19 protein-coding genes are annotated in these 18,486 nt (G+C 67.5%); 8 read left to right on the forward strand and 11 right to left on the reverse strand.

What is annotated here, in order from left to right:
* Positions 1-3 precede the first annotated feature (3 nt).
* Positions 4-1,224 carry a rhodanese-like domain-containing protein gene (locus I0K15_RS17430; protein WP_196102750.1) on the forward strand — a complete coding sequence of 407 codons (1,221 nt, stop codon included), beginning with the start codon at positions 4-6 and terminating at the stop codon, positions 1,222-1,224.
* Here I0K15_RS17430 and I0K15_RS17435 read toward each other — a convergent pair.
* The 4 genes from I0K15_RS17435 to hpt all read right to left on the reverse strand — a co-directional run bounded on the left by I0K15_RS17435 (position 1,221) and on the right by hpt (position 3,658).
* Complete coding sequence (locus tag I0K15_RS17435) at positions 1,221-1,898, reverse strand: phosphotransferase (RefSeq protein ID WP_196102751.1); 678 nt, start codon at positions 1,896-1,898, stop codon at positions 1,221-1,223. The genes I0K15_RS17430 and I0K15_RS17435 overlap by 4 nt on opposite strands.
* Positions 1,895-2,428: a CBS domain-containing protein gene (locus I0K15_RS17440; RefSeq protein ID WP_196102752.1), complete on the reverse strand. Its 534-nt coding sequence runs from the start codon at positions 2,426-2,428 to the stop codon at positions 1,895-1,897. Before I0K15_RS17440 ends, I0K15_RS17435 begins: the two co-directional genes overlap by 4 nt.
* A gap of 77 nt (positions 2,429-2,505) precedes the next feature.
* Complete coding sequence (locus tag I0K15_RS17445; protein ID WP_196102753.1) at positions 2,506-3,036, reverse strand: CBS domain-containing protein; 531 nt, start codon at positions 3,034-3,036, stop codon at positions 2,506-2,508.
* Positions 3,037-3,112: 76 nt separating this feature from the next.
* Complete coding sequence (gene hpt / locus I0K15_RS17450; protein ID WP_196102754.1) at positions 3,113-3,658, reverse strand: hypoxanthine phosphoribosyltransferase; 546 nt, start codon at positions 3,656-3,658, stop codon at positions 3,113-3,115.
* Positions 3,659-3,724: 66 nt separating this feature from the next.
* On the opposite strand from hpt, the gene I0K15_RS17455 reads away from it, so the two are divergent.
* The gene (locus I0K15_RS17455) at positions 3,725-4,171 is read left to right on the forward strand and encodes a type II toxin-antitoxin system RatA family toxin (protein ID WP_196102755.1); all 447 of its coding nucleotides are present in this window, start codon (positions 3,725-3,727) and stop codon (positions 4,169-4,171) included.
* 96 nt (positions 4,172-4,267) lie between these two features.
* Here I0K15_RS17455 and I0K15_RS17460 read toward each other — a convergent pair whose 3' ends face one another.
* Positions 4,268-7,561: a transglutaminase family protein gene (locus tag I0K15_RS17460; protein ID WP_196102756.1), complete on the reverse strand. Its 3,294-nt coding sequence runs from the start codon at positions 7,559-7,561 to the stop codon at positions 4,268-4,270.
* A 127-nt stretch (positions 7,562-7,688) separates the two neighbouring features.
* Here I0K15_RS17460 and I0K15_RS17465 point away from each other — a divergent pair, with 127 nt between their 5' ends.
* Genes I0K15_RS17465 through I0K15_RS17475 form a run of 3 tightly spaced genes read left to right on the forward strand, consistent with a single transcriptional unit; the run spans position 7,689 to position 10,874 of the window.
* Positions 7,689-9,092: a circularly permuted type 2 ATP-grasp protein gene (locus tag I0K15_RS17465; RefSeq protein ID WP_196102757.1), complete on the forward strand. Its 1,404-nt coding sequence runs from the start codon at positions 7,689-7,691 to the stop codon at positions 9,090-9,092.
* Positions 9,093-9,101: 9 nt separating this feature from the next.
* Entirely contained in the window at positions 9,102-10,082 is a 981-nt protein-coding gene (locus I0K15_RS17470; protein WP_196102758.1) for an alpha-E domain-containing protein, read from the forward strand.
* A gap of 60 nt (positions 10,083-10,142) precedes the next feature.
* Positions 10,143-10,874 (forward strand): proteasome-type protease, encoded by a 732-nt coding sequence (locus tag I0K15_RS17475; protein ID WP_196102759.1) that lies wholly within the window; start codon positions 10,143-10,145, stop codon positions 10,872-10,874.
* Between the two features lie 36 nt (positions 10,875-10,910).
* Here I0K15_RS17475 and I0K15_RS17480 read toward each other — a convergent pair whose 3' ends face one another.
* Positions 10,911-12,029, reverse strand: a complete 1,119-nt coding sequence (locus I0K15_RS17480) for an iron-containing alcohol dehydrogenase (RefSeq protein ID WP_196102760.1) — start codon at positions 12,027-12,029, stop codon at positions 10,911-10,913.
* A 90-nt stretch (positions 12,030-12,119) separates the two neighbouring features.
* Here I0K15_RS17480 and I0K15_RS17485 point away from each other — a divergent pair, with 90 nt between their 5' ends.
* Both I0K15_RS17485 and ctaA read left to right on the forward strand, forming a co-directional pair.
* A complete protein-coding gene (locus I0K15_RS17485; protein WP_196102761.1) occupies positions 12,120-13,025 on the forward strand; it encodes a LysR family transcriptional regulator in 906 nt (301 codons plus the stop codon).
* A gap of 68 nt (positions 13,026-13,093) precedes the next feature.
* A complete protein-coding gene (gene ctaA / locus I0K15_RS17490; protein WP_196102762.1) occupies positions 13,094-14,227 on the forward strand; it encodes a heme A synthase in 1,134 nt (377 codons plus the stop codon).
* A 105-nt stretch (positions 14,228-14,332) separates the two neighbouring features.
* Here the strand turns inward: ctaA and I0K15_RS17495 are convergent, their stop codons facing one another.
* The gene (locus tag I0K15_RS17495) at positions 14,333-15,124 is read right to left on the reverse strand and encodes an enoyl-CoA hydratase (protein ID WP_196102763.1); all 792 of its coding nucleotides are present in this window, start codon (positions 15,122-15,124) and stop codon (positions 14,333-14,335) included.
* 49 nt (positions 15,125-15,173) lie between these two features.
* Between I0K15_RS17495 and I0K15_RS17500 the strand changes: the two genes are divergently transcribed.
* On the forward strand, positions 15,174-15,596 hold the full coding sequence (locus I0K15_RS17500) for a PaaI family thioesterase (RefSeq protein ID WP_196102764.1): 423 nt from the start codon (positions 15,174-15,176) through the stop codon (positions 15,594-15,596).
* Positions 15,597-15,699: 103 nt separating this feature from the next.
* Here I0K15_RS17500 and I0K15_RS17505 read toward each other — a convergent pair whose 3' ends face one another.
* The 4 genes from I0K15_RS17505 to speD form a co-directional block, all read right to left on the reverse strand.
* Positions 15,700-15,915, reverse strand: a complete 216-nt coding sequence (locus I0K15_RS17505; RefSeq protein WP_196102765.1) for a YgaP family membrane protein — start codon at positions 15,913-15,915, stop codon at positions 15,700-15,702.
* Between the two features lie 158 nt (positions 15,916-16,073).
* Positions 16,074-16,934 carry a polyamine aminopropyltransferase gene (speE, locus tag I0K15_RS17510; RefSeq protein ID WP_196102766.1) on the reverse strand — a complete coding sequence of 287 codons (861 nt, stop codon included), beginning with the start codon at positions 16,932-16,934 and terminating at the stop codon, positions 16,074-16,076.
* Positions 16,931-17,440: a 2'-5' RNA ligase family protein gene (locus tag I0K15_RS17515; RefSeq protein ID WP_196102767.1), complete on the reverse strand. Its 510-nt coding sequence runs from the start codon at positions 17,438-17,440 to the stop codon at positions 16,931-16,933. Before I0K15_RS17515 ends, speE begins: the two co-directional genes overlap by 4 nt.
* Before the next feature lie 31 nt (positions 17,441-17,471).
* On the reverse strand, positions 17,472-17,894 hold the full coding sequence (speD, locus tag I0K15_RS17520) for an adenosylmethionine decarboxylase (RefSeq protein WP_230374171.1): 423 nt from the start codon (positions 17,892-17,894) through the stop codon (positions 17,472-17,474).
* Between the last annotated feature and the right edge of the window lie 592 nt (positions 17,895-18,486).

Below are 18,486 nucleotides of genomic sequence, written 5' to 3' on the forward strand. Positions count from 1 at the left end.
GTCGTGAGATCGCCTTGTTTTGCTGTGCTTTCAGCCTTTGTCGCCGCCGGTTCGCCCGCTTTAGCAGAACAGAATTGCAACTATTCGCACCCTGTTCAGTCCGGTGAGACGCTCAGCCTGATCGCGTTCCAGGCCTATGGCGACCGCACGCTCTATCCGCTGATCCACGAGGCGAACATGGCGGTGATCGGGCCGCGCCCCGAATTGCTGCGCGTGGGCGCGGTCCTCGCGATTCCCTGCCTGGATGACGAGTTCACACCGGTCTCGGCCGATATCTCGTCGCTGCAGGTGCCCGAGGTCGCACCGCCGCCGGTCGAGGAGGTCGTGGTGGCCGAGCCGGAGCCGGAAGCGCCGCTGACGCTCGAGCCCCTGATGACGACGGAGGCGCTGGCCGGGATCCTCGGCGATCCGCGGCTCCAGATCGTCGACCTGCGGCGGGAGGGGGACGGCGTCGAGTTCGGCTATATCCCCGGCAGTCTCGCCCTCTCCTTCGACCAGTGGCGCGGGCCTGGCGACAACCCCGGTGCCCCGCCGAGCGATGCGGCACTGTCGCAGATCCTGAGCGAGGCGGGGCTCGACCCAGAGCGGCCCACAGTCATCGTCGCGGCGAAGGATCATGTGATGCATTTCGCGCGCGGGGCCTTCGTCTACTGGATTCTGAAATCGGCGGGCTTCACCGAGCTTGCCCTGCTCGAAGGCGGTGGCGCGCGCTGGGCGTCGGAAGGCCGGACCATCGACTATGGTTCCGCGGTCCCGCAGCCGCAGGAGGTCAGCGTCACGCTCGCCACCACCTGGCGCGCCACGCCGCTGGAGGTCGCGGCGATCGCGACGGGTCAGATGGAGGGCGCGCTGCTCGACGGCCGGCCCGCGGGCTTCTTCCGGCCGGAGCAGGAGGGCGGCGTGGTCGTCCCCTCCACCATCCACGGAGCGCAGAACCTCGAAGGCATGCAGACCCACCGCGCCGCGATGATCGAGGAGAGCGGGCTGCGCGAGCTCGAAGTGCTCGACCGGTTGAAGAACGTCGACGTAGCTTGGGAGGAGATCCCGGTGGTCAACTTCTGCTCGGACGGCACGCTCTCGGCGGTGAACTGGTTCTACGCCTCCGAGGTCGCGGGGATCGCGAACGTGAAGCTCTACCCCGAATCGATCAAGGGCTGGGCCGCGTCCGGCAATCCGGTAGCCGTCGGTACCCTGAGCGAGCGGCTCTACGACATGGCGAACTAAGCACGGCGGGCGAGCGCGATCGTCCGGCGCGGCTCCACCTGCCAGCAGCTTGCGACTTCGAACGCCGCGCGGGCGGAGGCGTGTTGGCTTGGTGCCTGATCGAACAGCGCGAGATCCCGGCGCGCTTCGTCCCAGTCGATGAGGCACGGCCCGGTGTCCGTCAGGATGATGTTGGATGGGTTGAGCTCTGCGTGAACGGCGCCATGAGGGCCTTGGGGCAGGGCGCGCAACGTTTTCACCAAAGGCCCGCTGCGGCTCGGCAGCACGGCATCTCCACTTCGAAAAACCCGCGGCAACTCGCGGGCCGCGCAGAATCCGGGACGCTGCGGGATGTTCCGGGTTAGGCGGTGAAGATGCAGGAGGGCAGGGCGGAGCGCCGCTATGTCCTGCACCCCAGCCGGGCGGCCTGAGATGAAGTGCTCCAGCGTCCAGCCCTCCAAGACGATCCGGCCCCGTGCCACAATCGGCAGCGCTGTGCGCAGTCCCGCCTCTCGCAACGCAGGTTCGAGCCGGTGCAGCCACCACAAGGCCGCAGCGCTCCGCCGCGTGCTCTTCGCCACGAACCGCACACCGCCCCGCTCCACCAGCCAGACATGATTGCGCGCGCCACCCGTCAGCGGACGGACGACGCGCTCGATGCCGTGGCGGAACAGGAACCGCTCAGGCGGCCTCACATGACGGAGAAGATCAGCGCCATCAGGATGGTGTAGAGCGCGATGCCCCCCGCGATCAGCACCAGCGGGAAGTTGGATGCGAGCTGTGCCTTTGCGTATTGGCGCACCTGGTACATCAGGTCCGGCCACGTGTAGCTGACGAAATCGCCCTGGGTGAAGACGACCTTGATCTTACCGTCATTGTCCACGACCGGCAGGCGGCGAAAGCGCTCGTTGGACATGATGCGCAGCCATTCGAGGAGGTCGTCATCCTCCTTCGCCACCCGCGGATCGCTCGTCATGATGTCGGAGAGCGGCGTGGTCTCCGGATCGCGGCCCTCGCTGATGACGCGGCGCATGAGGTCGCGCTCGGTCACGACGCCTTTCACCCGCTCCTCGCCATCGACGACGAAGACCGAGCCGTAGTTGAGGCGCGACATCTCGTTCGCGGCCTCCCGCACGGTCGCGGAGGCGGCGAATGTCAGGGGCTTGGGCTTCGAGGCGAACTCCGGACGGTCCTTCAGACGCATTGCGCGATCGTTTTCAGCCATGGGCCTCCTCCCACTGTCCCAATTCGTTTGAGATGTGACCTAGTCCGCGCGCCCGTTCTGGCGAGCGCGGCATTCCGTCAGGTGAGATTGAAGAGAAGCGCCATCAACAGCGTGTAGCCCGCCGCACTGCCCGCGATCAGCAACAGCGTGCGCATGTCGAGCGAGGCCTGCGCCGGCGCGCTGTTCGCGGCGGGCCGCCAGAAAAGCTCCGGCCACGTATAGGCGACGAAATCGCCCAACGTGAACAGGGCCACGAGCTTTCCGTCCGCATCAAGGATCGGCAGGCGGCGGAAGCGTTCGTTGGACATGATGCGCAGCCAGTCGACCACGTCGTCATCGGCCCGGCCCGTGCGCGGATTGGCGGTCATCACGTCGGAGACGCGCGTCTGCGCGGGGCTGCGGTGGACGGCGACGACCCGCGTCAGGATGTCACGCTCGGTCAGGATGCCGATGACCTCGTTCTCGCCATCCACGACCACGGCGCATCCGTAGTTGTAGGCCGACATCGCCTGGGCGGTCGCCTCGATCATGTCGTCGGGGCTGCAGGTCAGCGGCGGCGGCTTCTGCGCGAATTCCGGCCGGTCCGCAATCAGCATCGGTTGTTGCACGCCGCTCCCCCGGGTCGCATCTCCCCAAGACCTAGAACGGTTCTCAATTCGCGACAAGTTGTCCCACGCGTCAGCCTCACGGCCGGGTGAAGCGGACCTTGCCGATATGGGGCAGGTTGCGGTTGCGCTGGGCGTAATCGATGCCATAGCCGACGACGAATTCGTCGGGGATCTCGAAGCCGGTCCAGGTCGCGCGGATGTCCGCCTCGCGCCGTGAGGGCTTGTCGAGCAGCGCGCAAACCTCCAGCCGGGCGGGCTTGCGGGCGCGCAACATGCCGGTGACGTGCTTGAGGGTGAAGCCGGTGTCCACGATGTCCTCGACCACCAGCACATCGCGCCCCTCGATGCCCGAGCGCAGGTCCTTCAGGATCCGCACCTCGCGGGTCGATTCCATGCCGTCGCCATATGAGGACGCCTCGATGAAATCGACCTCCACCGGCAGGTCCAGCTCACGCACCAGGTCGGCGATGAAGACGAAGGAGCCGCGCAACAGCCCCACCACGACGAGCTTGTCCGTATCGGCGAAATGATCGGAGATCTCGCGCGCCAATGCTTCCACGCGCGCGGCGATGGACTTGGCCGAGATCATCTCGTCGATCACGTAGGTGAGCGGTTGTGTCATGGAACTCTCCGTTGTGGCGGGCGCTTCTTTACGGCAGAAAACGGCACCGGACCAGAGCGAGCAGACATGACGACCCATTCCGAGACCCGCGACATGCCCTATTCGGCCGACCAGATCTACGACCTGGTGGCGGATGTCGAATCCTACCCGAAATTCATCCCCTGGGTCGCGGCCTGTCGCGTGCGCCATGAACGGGAGGTCGAGGAGGGCAAGGTCGTGGACGCGGACCTCGTCGTCAGCTTCAAGGTGTTCCGCGAGAGCTTCCTGAGCCGCGTCACCATGAAGCCCGAGCCCAACACGATCGACGTCGAATATCTCGACGGGCCGTTCAAGTACCTCATCAACAACTGGCGGTTCGAGGACAAGCCGGACGGCGGCTGCAAGGTCCACTTCTACGTGGACTTCCAGTTCAAGAGCCGTGTGCTGCAGGCTGCCATCGGCGCGGTCTTCAACGAGGCGATGCGCCGGATCGTGCGCGCCTTTGAGAAACGGGCCGACCAGCTCTACGGTTGAGCCGCCTCCTGCGGGAGTATTTGAGCGAATTCGAAGCGGCTTTCGAATTCGCTCAAATACTCATGTCGGCTCGGTTTTTGGAGGCGGGCCGCGCCTTCAGGTGCGCCGCAGGTCCAGCGTGCGCGGGAAATCCGGGTGCGTGCCGAGATATTGGGGCATGCTGAGATTGGGGCTGTGGCCGCCCGCCTCGAACCGGGCGATGCGGCGGCCCTCGGCCTCCAGTGCGTTGATCGGCCGGGTCTCGTGGGCACGGCCGCCGGGGTGGTGGACCTGGTAGGTGCAGCCGCCGACGGAGCGGCCGGAGATGCTGTCCCAGAGGTCGAAGGTGAGCGGCGCGTGGGCCGGGATGGTGGGGTGCAGGGCGCTCCACGGTTGCCAGGAGCGGAAGCGGACGCCGCCGATCTGGGCATTGCCGACTTTCTCCAGCGGGATGGCGTAGCCGTTGCAGGTGAGCTTGTAGCGGGGATCGGCGTTGGTGAGCTTCACCTGCAGCCGCTCGACCGATGAGTCGACGAAGCGCGCCGTGCCGCCGGCGGTCGATTCTTCGCCCAGCACCAGCCAGGGCTCGATGGCGGAGCGGATCTCGATCTCCGCACCGTCGACCTCGACCCGGCCCGCGACGGGGAAGCGGAAATCGTACTGGGCGGCGAACCAGCTGTCCTCGAAGGGCGTGCCATGGGCTTGCGACAGATCGGCGAGGACGCGGCGGAAGTCCTGCCAGCAGTGCTCGGGCAGCAGGTACTTGTCGTGCAGATGTGTGCCGTGGGGGGTGAGCGCGCCCTTGTGGGGCGTCTCCCAGAACCAGGCGATCAGGGCGCGGATGATGAGCGACTGCGCCATGGCCATGCGGGGATGCGGCGGCATCTCGAACCCGCGGAACTCCACGAGGCCGAGGCGGCCGGAGGGGCCGTCGGGGGAGAACAGCTTGTCGATACAGATCTCGGCCCGGTGGGTGTTGCCGGTGAGATCCGTCAACAGGTGGCGGAAGATCCGGTCGACGAGCCACAGGGGCGGGTTGCCGCCGAGCCGCTCGACCTCCTTCAGCGCGATCTCCATCTCGTAGAGGCTGTCGTGTCGCGCCTCGTCGAGGCGGGGCGCCTGCGAGGTCGGCCCGATGAACATGCCGGAGAAGAGGTAGCTGAGCGACGGGTGGGTCTGCCAGTAGCGGATGATGGAGCCCAAGAGATCCGGCCGCCGCAGGAACGGGCTGTCGCCGGGCGTCTGCCCGCCCACGACGATGTGGTTGCCGCCGCCGGAGCCGGTGGGCCGCCCGTCCACCATGAAGGTGAAGCTGTCGAGGCCGATGGCGCGGGCTTCCTCGTAGAGCGTCTCGGTCACCTCCCGCAGATGCGGCCAGGTGTAGGTCGGCTGGATGTTGACCTCGATCACGCCGGGGTCGGGGGTCACGCCGATCAGGTTCATGCGGCCGTCGCGGGGCGGCTCGTAGCCCTCCACATGGACGGGCTGTTCGAGCTCGGCGGCGGTCTCCTCGATCGCGGTGACGAGGTCGATATACTCCTCTGCCGTGCCGGTCGGCGGCAGGAAGACGCAGATGCGGCCGTCCCGCGGCTCGACGGTCAGTGCGGTGCGCACCGGCTGGTCGCCATCGACGAAGACGGTGTGGGCGGCCATCCAGTCGTCCGAAGGCTCCTGTGTGGGTTGGGAGATCGCGCGCCCCTCCGCCGTCTGCGGCAGCGGGCCGGGGCGAGTCATCGGGTCGCGGACGAAGGGCATCTGCATGATGCGGCGCGCCTCGCTCTGATGCTCCAGCGAGCCCAGCGGCAGGCGGAAGCCGGCGGGGCTGTCGCCGGGCATCAGGTAGAGCTTGCCGCGCCGGGTCTTCCAGCGCTCGGAGCGCCAGCGGAAGCGGCGGCCGTCCTTGGCCTGCGCCAATTGCAGCGGCAGCACGTAGGCTGTGGGCGTGGCAAGACCGCGTTCGAAGACCTTGACCAGCCGCGCCCGCTCCTGTGGATCCTCCAGCTTGTTGTCCTCGGGCGTCACGTTCGGCGGCAGCTCCTGCTCGCGCAGGGCGAAGGCGGCGGGGTCCTCGTAGGTGGGGGCGGCGAGGTCGCGCTCCACCTCCAGCGCGTCGCAGAGGTGGTTCATGAAGGTCTCGGCCGTCTTGACATCCGCGCCCTGTGAGCCTTCGGTCGCAACCAGATCGGGGTTCTTCCACAGCGGGATGCCGTCGTCGCGCCAGTAGAGGGAGAACGCCCAGCGGGGGAGCTGCTCGCCCGGATACCACTTGCCCTGGCCGTAATGAAGCATGCCACCTGGCGCGAACTTCTCGCGCAGGCGGCGGATGAGTTGGTCGGCCTTCTCGCGTTTGGTCGGGCCGACGGCGTCCACCGTCCACTCGGCACCGTCGCGGTCGTAGGCGGAGACGAAAGTGGGCTCGCCGCCCATGGTCAGCCGCACGTCGCCCGTCTCGAGCTTACGGTCGATCATGTGGCCGGTGCGGTCGAGCGCGGCCCAGTCCGCCTCGTTGATCGGGGCGGTGACGCGAGGCGGCTCCTCGATCCGGTCGACGCGCATGTCGAAGTCGAACTCCACATCGGCCTTCTCCAGCGAGCCCGCGATGGGGGCGGCGGAGGAGGGGATGGGTGTGGCCGCCAGCGGAATGTGTCCCTCCCCAGCGAAGAGGCCGGAGGTCGGGTCGAGGCCCACCCAGCCCGCGCCGGGCAGATAGACCTCGGTCCATGCATGGAGATCGGTGAAGTCGTTCTCCGGTCCGCTCGGCCCGTCAATGGCCTTCAGATCAGCGGTAAGCTGCACGAGATAACCCGAGACGAAGCGCGCCGCGTAGCCGCATTCGCGCAGCATGTTGACGAGCAGCCAGGCGCTGTCGCGGCAGGAGCCGAGGGCCTTCTGGATGGTCTGTTTCGGCGTCTGCACGCCCGGCTCCATCCGAACGGTGTATTCGATCTCCCGTTGCACGTACTGGTTCATCGCGACCAGCCAGTCGTTGACCGAGCCCTCCTGCTTCGGCGCGCGGGCCAGGAACTCGTGGAATGTGCGGGTCTGCTTCGGCTGGCGGCGGTAGATCGACAGCTCTTTCTTGAGGGCTCCCGGATAGGAGAAGGGGACCTCGCTCGCATAATCCTCAACGAAGAAGTCGAAGGGGTTGATCGCGATCATGTCGGCAATGAGCTGGACCTCGACCTCGAAGATCCGCGTCCGTTCGGGAAAGACGAGCCGCCCCTGCCAGTTGGCGAACGCGTCCTGCTGCCAGTTGATGAAGTGATCATCGGGCTGGACCTTCATCGAATAGCTCAGCACCGGGGTGCGCGCATGGGGCGCAGGCCGCAGCCGGACGACATGCGGATTCAGGAAGATCGGTCGGTCGTAGCGGTAGGTCGTGCGGTGCGTTAGCGCGATCTTGATGCTCATTTTTCATCCATTGGACGTGGGGCCGCTGCGAAATTGATCTCACAACCCTTGGCAAAGCGCCTTTTCGTGTCAGTCTCTTCGGGCAATGCTGTGATGCGGTCCCGCAAAGTCCACCGGAAAGGCGATCATGTTCAACGAAATGTATCGGGATGGGGAGATCAGGCCGGAGTATCGCATGATCGCCGACTGGTTGGAGGCGAACGGTCCCGATGCGCTGAACGAGAAACGGGCCGAAGCCGAAGCGCTGTTCCGCCGCGTTGGCATCACCTTCGCCGTCTACGGTGAGGGCGGCGATCCGGAGCGGTTGATCCCCTTCGACATGGTTCCGCGGGTGTTTTCCAGCACCGAGTGGCAGAAGATCGAGGCGGGCTCAATCCAGCGCACGAGGGCGCTCAACGCCTTCCTCACCGACATCTATACAGAGCGGGCCATCGTGAAGGAGGGGATCGTCCCCGCCGACCTGATCGACGGCAATGAGGCCTACGAGCCGGTGATGGAGGGGTTCCGCCCGCCGGGCGGCATCTTCTCCCACATCTGCGGCGTGGATCTGGTACGGGTGGACGAGGACACCTCCTACGTGCTGGAGGACAATTGCCGCACGCCCTCGGGCATCTCCTACGTGCTGGAGAACCGGGAGGTGATGGCGCGTATGTTCCCGGAGCTCTTCCGCTCCGGCATCGTGCGGCCGGTGGATCACTACGGCGACATGCTGGCAGACGCCATGCGATCGGTCGCGCCCCCCAATTGCGACGGGGAGCCGACGCTCGCGATCCTGACGCCGGGCCATTTCAACTCCGCCTATTACGAACACAGCTTCCTCGCCGATCTGATGGGGGTGGAGCTGGTGGAGGGGCCGGATCTCTTCGTCGAGAACCACCGCCTCTACATGCGCACGACCAAGGGGCCGCAGCGGATCGACGTGCTCTACCGGCGGATCGACGACTCCTTCCTCGACCCGCAGGTGTTCCGCAAGGACTCCATGCTCGGCGTGCCGGGGATCATCGACGCCTACAAGGCGGGCGGGGTGACGATCGTGAACGCGCCGGGATCCGGCGTGGCCGACGACAAGGCGATCTACATCTACGTGCCCGAGATGATCCGTTTCTATCTGGGCGAGGAGCCGATCCTGCCCAACGTGCCGACCTGGCGCTGCGGCAAGCCGGACGAGCTGTCCCACGTCATGGAGAACCTGCACGAGCTGGTGGTGAAGGAGGTCCACGGATCCGGCGGGTACGGCATGCTGATCGGGCCGAAATCGACCGAGCAGGAGATCGAGGATTACCGCAAGCGGATCGAGGCGGACCCGGCGGGCTTCATCGCACAGCCGACGCTCAAGCTCTCCGCCGCGCCGACGCTGGGCGATGAGGGTCTCGTGCCGCGCCACGTGGACCTGCGCCCCTTCGTGATCTCGGGGCAGGAGACGAAGCTCATTCCCGGCGGCCTAACCCGTGTCGCGCTGAAGGAGGGGTCGCTGGTCGTGAACTCCTCCCAAGGCGGCGGGGTGAAGGACACCTGGGTTCTGGACCGATAGGAGGCGCCCATGCTGAGCCGCACGGCCAACGGCCTGTTCTGGATGTCGCGCTATGTGGAGCGCGCAGGCAACGTCGCGCGACTGCTCGACGCGGGGCGGCGGATGGACCTCCTCCCCAACACCGAGGAGGGCCGCGCCTCCGAATGGGAGTCCATCGTGATCGCCAGTGGTTGTCAGGAGACGTTTCCGGGCGACATCAAGCAGGCGACGATGGAGGAGGTGGCGCGCCACCTCATCTTCGACGAGACCAATCCCTCCTCGATCCACTGCTGCCTGCAGGCCGCGCGGGAGAACGCGCGCGCCATGCGCATCGCGGTGACGCGGGAGGTCTGGGACGTGCTCAACTCCGCCTGGGCGGATATGCGGCGCAAGAACCCCTCCGCCGTCACGGGCGGGCGGCTGGCCGAGTTCCTCGATTGGGTGAAGACGCAGGGCTTCCTGTTCCACGGCGCGGCCGAAGCCTCAATGCTGCGCGACGAGGGCTGGAACTTCATCGGCCTCGGCAAGGCGGTGGAGCGGGCGGACGCGACCGCGCGCCTGCTCGACGTGAAGTACCACGTGCTGCTGCCGAGTGCGCAGGACGTGGGCGGCGGCCTCGACCACATGCAATGGGTGCAGCTCTTGCGCGCCGCGAACTCCCTGCGCGCCTTCCGCTGGACCTACCGCGAGAGTGTGACGCCGCAGGCGGTCGTGCATTTCCTCGTGCTCAATGCCTCCAGCCCGCGCTCGCTCATCACCTGCTATGCGGAGATTGTGGCGAACCTCGCCGATATCGGGGGCGAGACCGACGCCCAGCACATGGTGCGCGCCCACGCCCAGGCGGTTCACGGCCAGCTCATGCGGCTCACGGTGGAGCAGATCATCGCAGCGGGCCTGCACGAATGGCTCACCGACATGATCGTGGAGACCAACCGGATGGCGGGCGAACTGGCCGATGCCTATGGCTTCAACGGCCCGGTGGCCACGCCGTCGCAGGAACAGGTGCAGTAGCGCTTGATTTGAGGGCCGGGGCGCGCAACTAGTGCGGCGGTTTCATCCCCGGAGTCTCCCATGACCTATTGTGTCGCGCTCAAGCTGAAGGACGGCATCATCTGCCTGTCCGATACCCGCACCAATGCGGGTGTCGACAACATCTCGAAATACAAGAAGATGTTCACGTGGGAGCAGCCGGGCGACCGGGTGATCTGCATGATGACGGCCGGCAACCTCGCGATCACGCAGGCCGTGATCTCGCTGCTCGACGAGAATATCGAGCGGGCCGAGGACGGGATCGAGACGCTTTATACTGCGCCAACCATGTTCCGCGTGGCCGAGATCGTGGGCGACGCGATGCGCATCGTCATGGGCCGCTACGGTCCGGGACTGAGCTCCGCCGGGGAGAGCTCGGCGAGCTCCATCGTCGTCGCGGGCCAGCGGGCGGGCGGCGCGATGCGCCTCTTCCAGGTCTATTCGGCGGGCAACTTCATAGAGGCGACGGAGGACACGCCGTACTTCCAGATCGGGGAGCACAAATACGGCAAGCCGATCCTCGACCGGGTGATCACCGAGGAGACGCCGCTCAACATGGGTGTCACCGCGGCGCTCTTGTCGATGGATTCGACCCTGCGCTCCAACCTCTCCGTCGGCATGCCGCTGGACCTCGCGGTGATGCGCAAGGACGGGATCGGGTTCGAGCAACTCCGCCGGATCGAGGAGGGGGACGAGACGTTCTCCCAACTCTCCGAGGCCTGGTCGGCGGCGCTGCGCGGCGCCTTCGATCAGATGGTGGAGATCCCGGTCTGACGTCGGGTTTGCGTATTTAGGACAAAGAAGAAGGGCTCAGGCCGCGCGGGCGAGCGTCGCTTCCGCGAGGTGGTGGAGGTCGGCGGGCGTGACCTCGCGCACCGTGTTGCGCAGCATCGGGGCGTTGGCCTCGGCCTGCATCTCCGCGATAAGCGCCTCCGGCGTGACCGGGATCTGCGGCAGGGGGCCAAGGTCCACCGCGCCCATCAGGATCTCCACCCGCTCCGGCAGGTCGGAGAGGGCGCAGTCGAGGGCGGCGGCCGCGGCGCGCAGCTGCGGCGTACTCGCCTCGATCAGCCAGGGCAGGCTCGCGGCGAAGGCGTGGGCCGTCGCGTGACCATGGTGGACCGGCGCGAAGCGGGCGAGCGCGTGGGAGAGGTTGTGCGCCACCGCCGTCCCGCAGGCGTCGATGGCGATCCCCGCATGGCAGGACGCGATGAGGAGCGCGCTCCGCGCCTCCATATCGTCGGGCCAGGCGACGGCGCGGGGCAGGGCCCACGCGATGTGGCGCAGGGCATCAAGCGCATAGGGCGCGGCGCCTGCATGGGCGTTGCGGTTGGTCGCGGCCTCGAAGGCATGGACGAGTGCGTCGAGGCCGCACCAGGCGGTAAGATGCGGCGGCAGGCTCACCGTCAGCGCAGGGTCGAGGATCACCAGCTCCGCACGGGTCTGCGGCCCCCAGATCCACAGCTTCTCGCCCGCGTCTGAGGAGAAGATGTTGGTCGCCGACGTCTCCGACCCCGTGCCCGCGGTGGTCGGCACCATGATCTTGGGCAGGGCGGCGGGGAGCGGCGTGCGGCCGAGGGCGTAGTCCATCGGGCCGCCGGGCGCCCCTGCGAGTGTCGCGGCCAGCTTCGCTACGTCGAGCGCCGAGCCGCCGCCGATGCCGATGACGAGATCACTGCCGCGGGCTACGTCCGCCGCGGCGGCGACGTGGTGCGCCTTCGGCTCCCCGCTGAACGCATGGAACAGGCGGACCCGGATCGCGTCGGCGCGAAGCGCTTCGACGACGCGCGGGATGTCGGCACCCTGCATGAGAAATGGGTCGGCTATGAGAGTGACGTCGCGCGCACCGAAGCTTGCCACATGCTCGGGCAACAGCGCGGCCTGACCGGCCCCGAACTGGATGCGCGGCACCGCGCCCATGTCGAACATCTCTCACCCCACGGTTTTCAGGAGAGTTTGCGCGGGGCGCAGGATCGCTTACAGTCCACAAAGTCTCGGGTGTTTTCATGAGCTCAGATCATGCAGTACCGGCCCGCCCTGCCGAAATCCCTCGACGCACTGCGGGTGTTCGACGCGGCGGTGCGGCATCGCAGCTTCTCCCGCGCTGCGGATGAGTTGCTGGTCACGCAGGCCGCCGTCTCGCGACGGATCCAGGCGCTGGAGGCGGATCTGGGCGAGGCGCTGTTCGCGCGGGCCGGGCGCAACATCGCGCTGACCGATGCGGGGCGTCGGCTGGCGGCGAGCGTGTCGGCGGCGCTCGACTACCTTGAGGGCGATCTGTCGGCCTTGCGCGGAACGGCCCCGCCGCCGCCAGTGACGATCGCGGCGGCGACCTCGGTCTCCCACCTCTGGCTCGCGGCGCAACTGCGCGCTCGGCCAGAGCTCGCGGTTCGAGTGCTGACCACCGACAGCCTCAGCGAAGCGGCGGCGCGCAGCCATGACCTGACCATCCTTTACGGCCGCGGCCAGCATCCCGACTGGCTGCTCGCGCCGCTGATGGCGGAGCGGTTGCAGCCGGTGGCCGCACCCGAGCTGCTGGCGCGGCTGGGCGTCGACGACCCGGCGGCGCTGACGCTGGCCGAGATCGCCGATCTGCCGCTCCTCGACTACGCGCGGGTGCGGCCGAACTGGGTGACACTGGCGGCCTGGTTCGCGCGGGCGGGTCACGGCGCGCCGCTGCGGATCGGGCGCACCTTCACCTCCTACGTGCTGGGCATCGAGGCGGCGGTGCATGGCGACGGTGTGGTGCTCGGCTCGCTGGATCTCATCGCCGCGCAGATCGCCTCCGGCGCGCTGGTCCCGCTCGGCCACCGGGTGGAGGAGACGGGGCAGGGCTATCATCTCGGCCTGCGCCGCGACCCGCCGCCGGGGCCTGAAGCGGTGCGGCTGCATGCGGAGCTTCTCGCGGCCCGCGTCAATCCGTGACGTGGCCGGCCTCTTGTGGGCTTTCGGTCTCGGGAGTAAGTCAGCGTCAACTGGAAGGGAGAGCCCGAATGGCCCAGAAACGCTCCATTTTCGAGGAGGTCGGGGAGACCCGCCGCGAGGCCCCTGCCGCAGCCCCCAAGGCCACTGATACAGGGGCGGCGCGTCGGGCGATAGCGGCGTGGCTCAAGGTGCTCTTCGTCCTCGTCGTGGTGATGATCGCGGTGGGCGGCCTGACGCGGCTGACCGACAGTGGGCTTTCGATCACCGAGTGGCGGCCCGTGACCGGCGCGCTCCCGCCGCTGTCGGCCGAGGCGTGGGAGGCGGAGTTCGAGAAGTATCGCGCGATCCCCGAATACCAGCTCCAGAACCGCGGCATGAGCATGGCCGAGTTCAAGGTGATCTACTGGTGGGAGTGGGGCCACCGCCAGCTCGGCCGGGTGATCGGGCTGGTGTGGGGCGTTGGCTTCCTGTGGTTCCTCCTGCGCGGGCAAATCCCGCGGGGGTGGACGCCGCGGCTGCTGGGCCTCGGCGCGCTCGGTGGTCTGCAAGGCGCCATCGGCTGGTGGATGGTGTCGAGCGGGCTGACGGGCACGATGCTCGACGTGGCGAGCTACCGGCTGGCCACGCATCTCGGCCTCGCGTTCGTGATCCTCGGTCTGATCGCTTGGTATGTGCTGCGGCTGGGGCGGGACGAGGTCGATATCTTGCAGGCCCGGCGGCAGAGGCAGGGCGGGCTGGTTACGCTGACCTCGGTTATGGTGCCGCTCCTGTTCGTGCAAATCCTGCTCGGTGCGCTGGTGGCGGGGATCGATGCGGGGCGGACCTATGTGGACTGGCCGCTGATGTCGGGCCAGTTCCTGCCGCCCGATCCGTTCTATATCGAGCCGGTCTGGAGCAATTTCTTCGAGAATGCGGGGCTGGTGCAGTTCAACCACCGGATGCTGGCTTATGCGGTCTTCCTGTTCGGCCTCTTCGTCTGGTGGCGCGCGCGGGGCTCGGCGCTCGCCCAGGTCCGGCTCGCCTTCGGTTGGATGATGCTGGCGCTGGCGCTGCAAGTGGTGCTGGGGATCATCACCGTGCTCTACGTGGCGCCGTGGCACCTCGCGATCGGCCACCAGTTCCTCGCGGTGCTGCTCTGGGTCGCGCTGCTACGGGCCCGGTTCGAGGCGAGCTATCCGCGGGCGCAGAGCGTGCGGGCCTGAGGGGGCGTTCGTCGGGGTGCAATAGGGTTCACAGTTCAGGAACCGCCCCGGCTCAGGTCCGGGGCGGTACCAAGTGGAGGTAGACTTTTGCCTTGGCCACTCTGCTCAGTCCGGGTTCTTCCACCGCGCATCGCGCTTCTCGAGAAACGCGGCGATCCCTTCCGCGGTATCCGCGTCGGCCATGTTGAGCGCCATGACCTCGCCCGTATAGGCGTAGGCGTCCTCCAGCCCCATCTCGAGCTGATCGTAGAAGGCCCGCTTGCCGACGCGTACGGCGGAGGCGAGCTTGGCCGCCACGGTCTTCGCAAGCTCCTGCGCCGCGCCAGAAAGCTCCGCCTCCGGCACCACGCGGTTCACCAGCCCCAACTCGCCCGCGCGCTCCGCATCCACGAAACCGCCCGTGGTCAGCATCTCGAAGGCGTGCTTGCGCGGGATGTTCCGCGACAGCGCCACCATCGGTGTCGAGCAGAAGAGGCCGATATTGACCCCGTTCACCCCGAAGCGCGCCGTCTCTGCCGCCACGGCCATGTCGCAGGAGGCCACGAGCTGGCAGCCTGCCGCCGTTGCGATGCCGTGGACCTCGGCGATCACCGGCTGGGGCAGCTTCGGGATCGTCGTCATCATCCGCGCGCATTGAGCGAAGAGCTCGCGGAAGTAGGCCGCACCCCCGTCCTCCGCCTGCCGCCCGGCTGCCATCTCCCGCAGGTCGTGACCGGCGCAAAACGCCTTGCCTGCGCCGCGGATCACCACGGCGCGGGTCCCGCGATCCTCCATCAGGGCGTCGAACTGACCTTGCAGCGCCGCCAGCATCGCCTCCGACAGCGGGTTCAACTTCTCGGGCTGGTTAAGGGTCAGCGTCGCGATGCCGTCGGCATCCTCGCGCAGCAGGATCGACATGGGGGCGCTCCTTTGCCAGTGTCGCCCGGAGCTTAGCACGGAGACGGCAATGGACCTCAAGATGAACGCGGGCGAGGTGCAGGACTTCCTCGCCGAGGTCTTTCCGCAGGTGCAGGGCGAGTTCGAGGTGGAGCATCTGGCGCCGTTGGAGGCGCGGGTGCGTTTGCTGGTCGGCGAGCATCACCTGCGGCCGGGGGGCACGATCTCCGGTCCCGCGATGTTCTCCCTCGCCGATTGCGGGTTCTACGTGGCCGTGCTCGGCATGATCGGACGGCAGGCGCTGACGGTGACGACGAACTGCTCGATCGATTTCATGCGCAAGCCCGCGGCGGGGCGCGACCTCATTGCCGATGTGCGCATCCTGAAGCTCGGCCGGGTGCTGGCGGTGGGCGACGTGCTTCTGCGCTCGGACGGTGAGGACGCGGTGGTCGCCCGGGCCTCCCTCACCTACTCGATCCCCCCGGCGCGCTGAGCCCCGCCTATCACTCTCTTCCAATACGCCCGCCGGAGGCGTCCCTGATCGATGTCGGCTGCCTCCGGCGGGGATACTTGGACAAGGTGGAAGAGGGGGCGCCCTAGCTGCGGAGGCCGAGCAGGCGGTAGATCGGGCAGGATCCCGTCGCCGCCGTCAGGAGGAAGACGGCCCCGAGGATCCCGATGCCCCAGATGAAGAATGGCCCCTGCGCGATGGCCCACGGGCAGCTGAGCGCCATCAGGACCATCGCTGTCCCGAGGATCGCGCGGAGCGCCCGGTCGAGCGTTCCGACGTTCTGGAAAGCCGTGCGCGCCATGATGCACCTCGCGTGCTGCTTCGGAGGACATCGAGCCTAGACCGATCGCGACGCGACGCATTGCGGCAGCGCAATTGTCGGACCTCGCCCGCGCCGCGGGCGCGCCCGGCCCAACGGTAGGGAGCCGTCAGGCGATCGACGGGCGGGATAGCTTGGGCTCAGTCCGGCATCAGCGCGAGGACGTAGCCCGGCAAAGCGAAGGCCGCCTTGTGAACCTCGGGCGTGTAGTAGCGCGGTGCCAGCCCCGCCTCCGCGAACCGGGCGGAGAGCTCGGCCAGCGTCACGTCGCGCCCCGGCCCGTCCGTCCCCCAGCCCATCGCCATCGGCCCGCCCGCATAGGTCGGGATCGTGGCGAGGTAGCAGCCCCAGTCCGCGAAGAGGGCGCGGAAGGCGCGCATCGTGTTGGTCAGCTCCTCGCCCTGAAGGAAGGGCACGCCGTTCTGGGTGACGAGGATGCCGCCCTCGGTCAGGCAGCGTTTCGCCTTGCCGTAAAAGGTCTCGGTGAACAGCACCTCGCCCGGTCCGATCGGATCGGTGGAATCGATGATGATGACGTCGAAGCGGCGGTCGGTGGTGTCCACGAACTCCGCGCCGTCCGCGATGACGAGGTCGAGGCGCGGGTCGTCGAAGGCCCCTGCTGACAGGCTCGGCAGATGCTCCTTGCAGAACTCCACCACGCCCCCGTCGATCTCGACCATGGTCACGTGTTCGACCGCGGCGTGGCGCAGCACCTCCCGCGCGATGCCGCCATCGCCGCCGCCGATGATCAGCACGTTCCGCGCCATCCCGTGCGCGAGGATCGGCACGTGGGTCATCATCTCGTGATAGATGAACTCGTCGCCTTCCGTGGTCTGCACCACACCGTCGAGCGTCATGAAGCGACCGAAGCGGGGGTTCTCCAGCACCTTGATCCGCTGCAGCTCGGTCGCGCTGTCGTAGAGGGTGCGCGTCACCTTCAGGGACTGGGCGTAGTCGTCGTGAAGGGTCTCGGTGGCCCAGTCCTTGTCCTTGGCGGTCATGTCGGTGCTCCTTGGAAGGGGAAATGTCCGGCGGCCTCCCACGGGCCGCCGCGATAGTGCCAGAGGTCGAAGCCGATGCCCGTGGCGGAGAAGGGCGCGAAGCTCTCCTGCAGGGCAGTGAAAGTACGTTTCGCCTCGGCGCCGGTCACCTTGTTCTGGACGGTGACATGGCAGCGAAAGCCCTGCCGATCCTGCGGGGTCAGCCAGTTCTGCCAGCCTGCCGCCAGTTCATTGCGCACCTCGTCGGCGCCTTCCACCCTGTAGGCGGAGCCGCGGCCGAGGAACATCACGCCGGTCACGTCGAGGGGCAGGGGTGACGTGCGATCCGCAACGTTCGACAACCGATCGGATACGGTCGCGATCTCCTCGCCCGGCAGCTTGTGGAACAGGCTCAGATGCGCGGGGATCATGTTGCGCTCCGGCGGAAAGAGGCGTCGACGCTCGCGCTCGAAGAAGCCCTGGGCCTCCTCGTCGAGCGCGAGCGTCAGGATCAGCGGATCGGTCATGGCTCCGCAGGTGGGGCGGAGCGGCTGGCCGTCAAAGGGCGGCGGCCACCGCCTCCTCGCCGCGGTGCAGTTCCTTGACGCGCACGTCACGGGCGCCGAAGGCATCGCGCAGCACGTCCACGGCCTTCCACGGCTGGGCGTCGCCGCACATGAACACGTCGAAGGCGCCGTAGCCGATCTCGGGCCACGTGTGGACGGAGATGTGGCTCTCCGCCAGCACCGCGACGCCGCTCACGCCCTGGGGGCTGAACTTGTGCGTGTGGATGTGGAGGAGCGTCGCGCCGCAGGTGTCCACGCAATCGCGGAAGGCCTGCTGGATGCGATCCTCGTCATCGAGCCCCTCGGCGCCCTCGACCTCGATGATGAGGTGGGTGCCGGCGAAGATGCGACCGTCGCGGCGGATGAAGTGATCCGCGCGATCCTCGTCGAAGATGTCTTCCGGTTGCCGTGCCATGGGGGCACAGGATGTGTTTGCTGCACGCAGTTCGTCGCGCGCGGTGTGATCCGCGTGGGCGCCTGTCTCCAGACCAGTCCCCAGTTGGACCCGGGTGGCGTCGAGCATGACGTCCTCCAAGTCTGACCAGTAGATTGAATCCAGCGATGCCTTAGCGCCCCCCTCATCGGGTTGGGATCGGTCATCCTGTGGAGCGGCAGATAAGGGCAGGGGCGACTCGGCGCAAGCGTTTTTCTACGGCTGCATGGCGGGTTTTGCCGGGTGCATAGGTTGGGTGACGCACCGTCGTGATGGGAGCGACTGGGGTGCGTTGGTCCGAGAGGCCTCGGATTAGGTCCGGGGCGGTCGTACCAGTAGCGTCATGGTCGGGCTTGACCCGGCCATCGCCAACTACGGGAGATCCTCGGGTCGAGCCCGAGGATGACGGCGCTGAGGAGCACTGGCTCGCCCGGCGGCATCGCCGGGCCGCGCCCGACCTCCCCCCGGAGGGCGCGTTGGCGATCTCGGAAACAGAAAGCGCGACGTCGATACTTGAGGGCGCGCGCTCAGATGAGGTGTTTCGCATGCGCCCTCTAGGTCGGGCGCGACCCTA

It is taken from the genome of Pontivivens ytuae, assembly GCF_015679265.1.
In the GTDB taxonomy this organism is placed as follows: Bacteria; Pseudomonadota; Alphaproteobacteria; order Rhodobacterales; family Rhodobacteraceae; genus Pontivivens; species Pontivivens ytuae.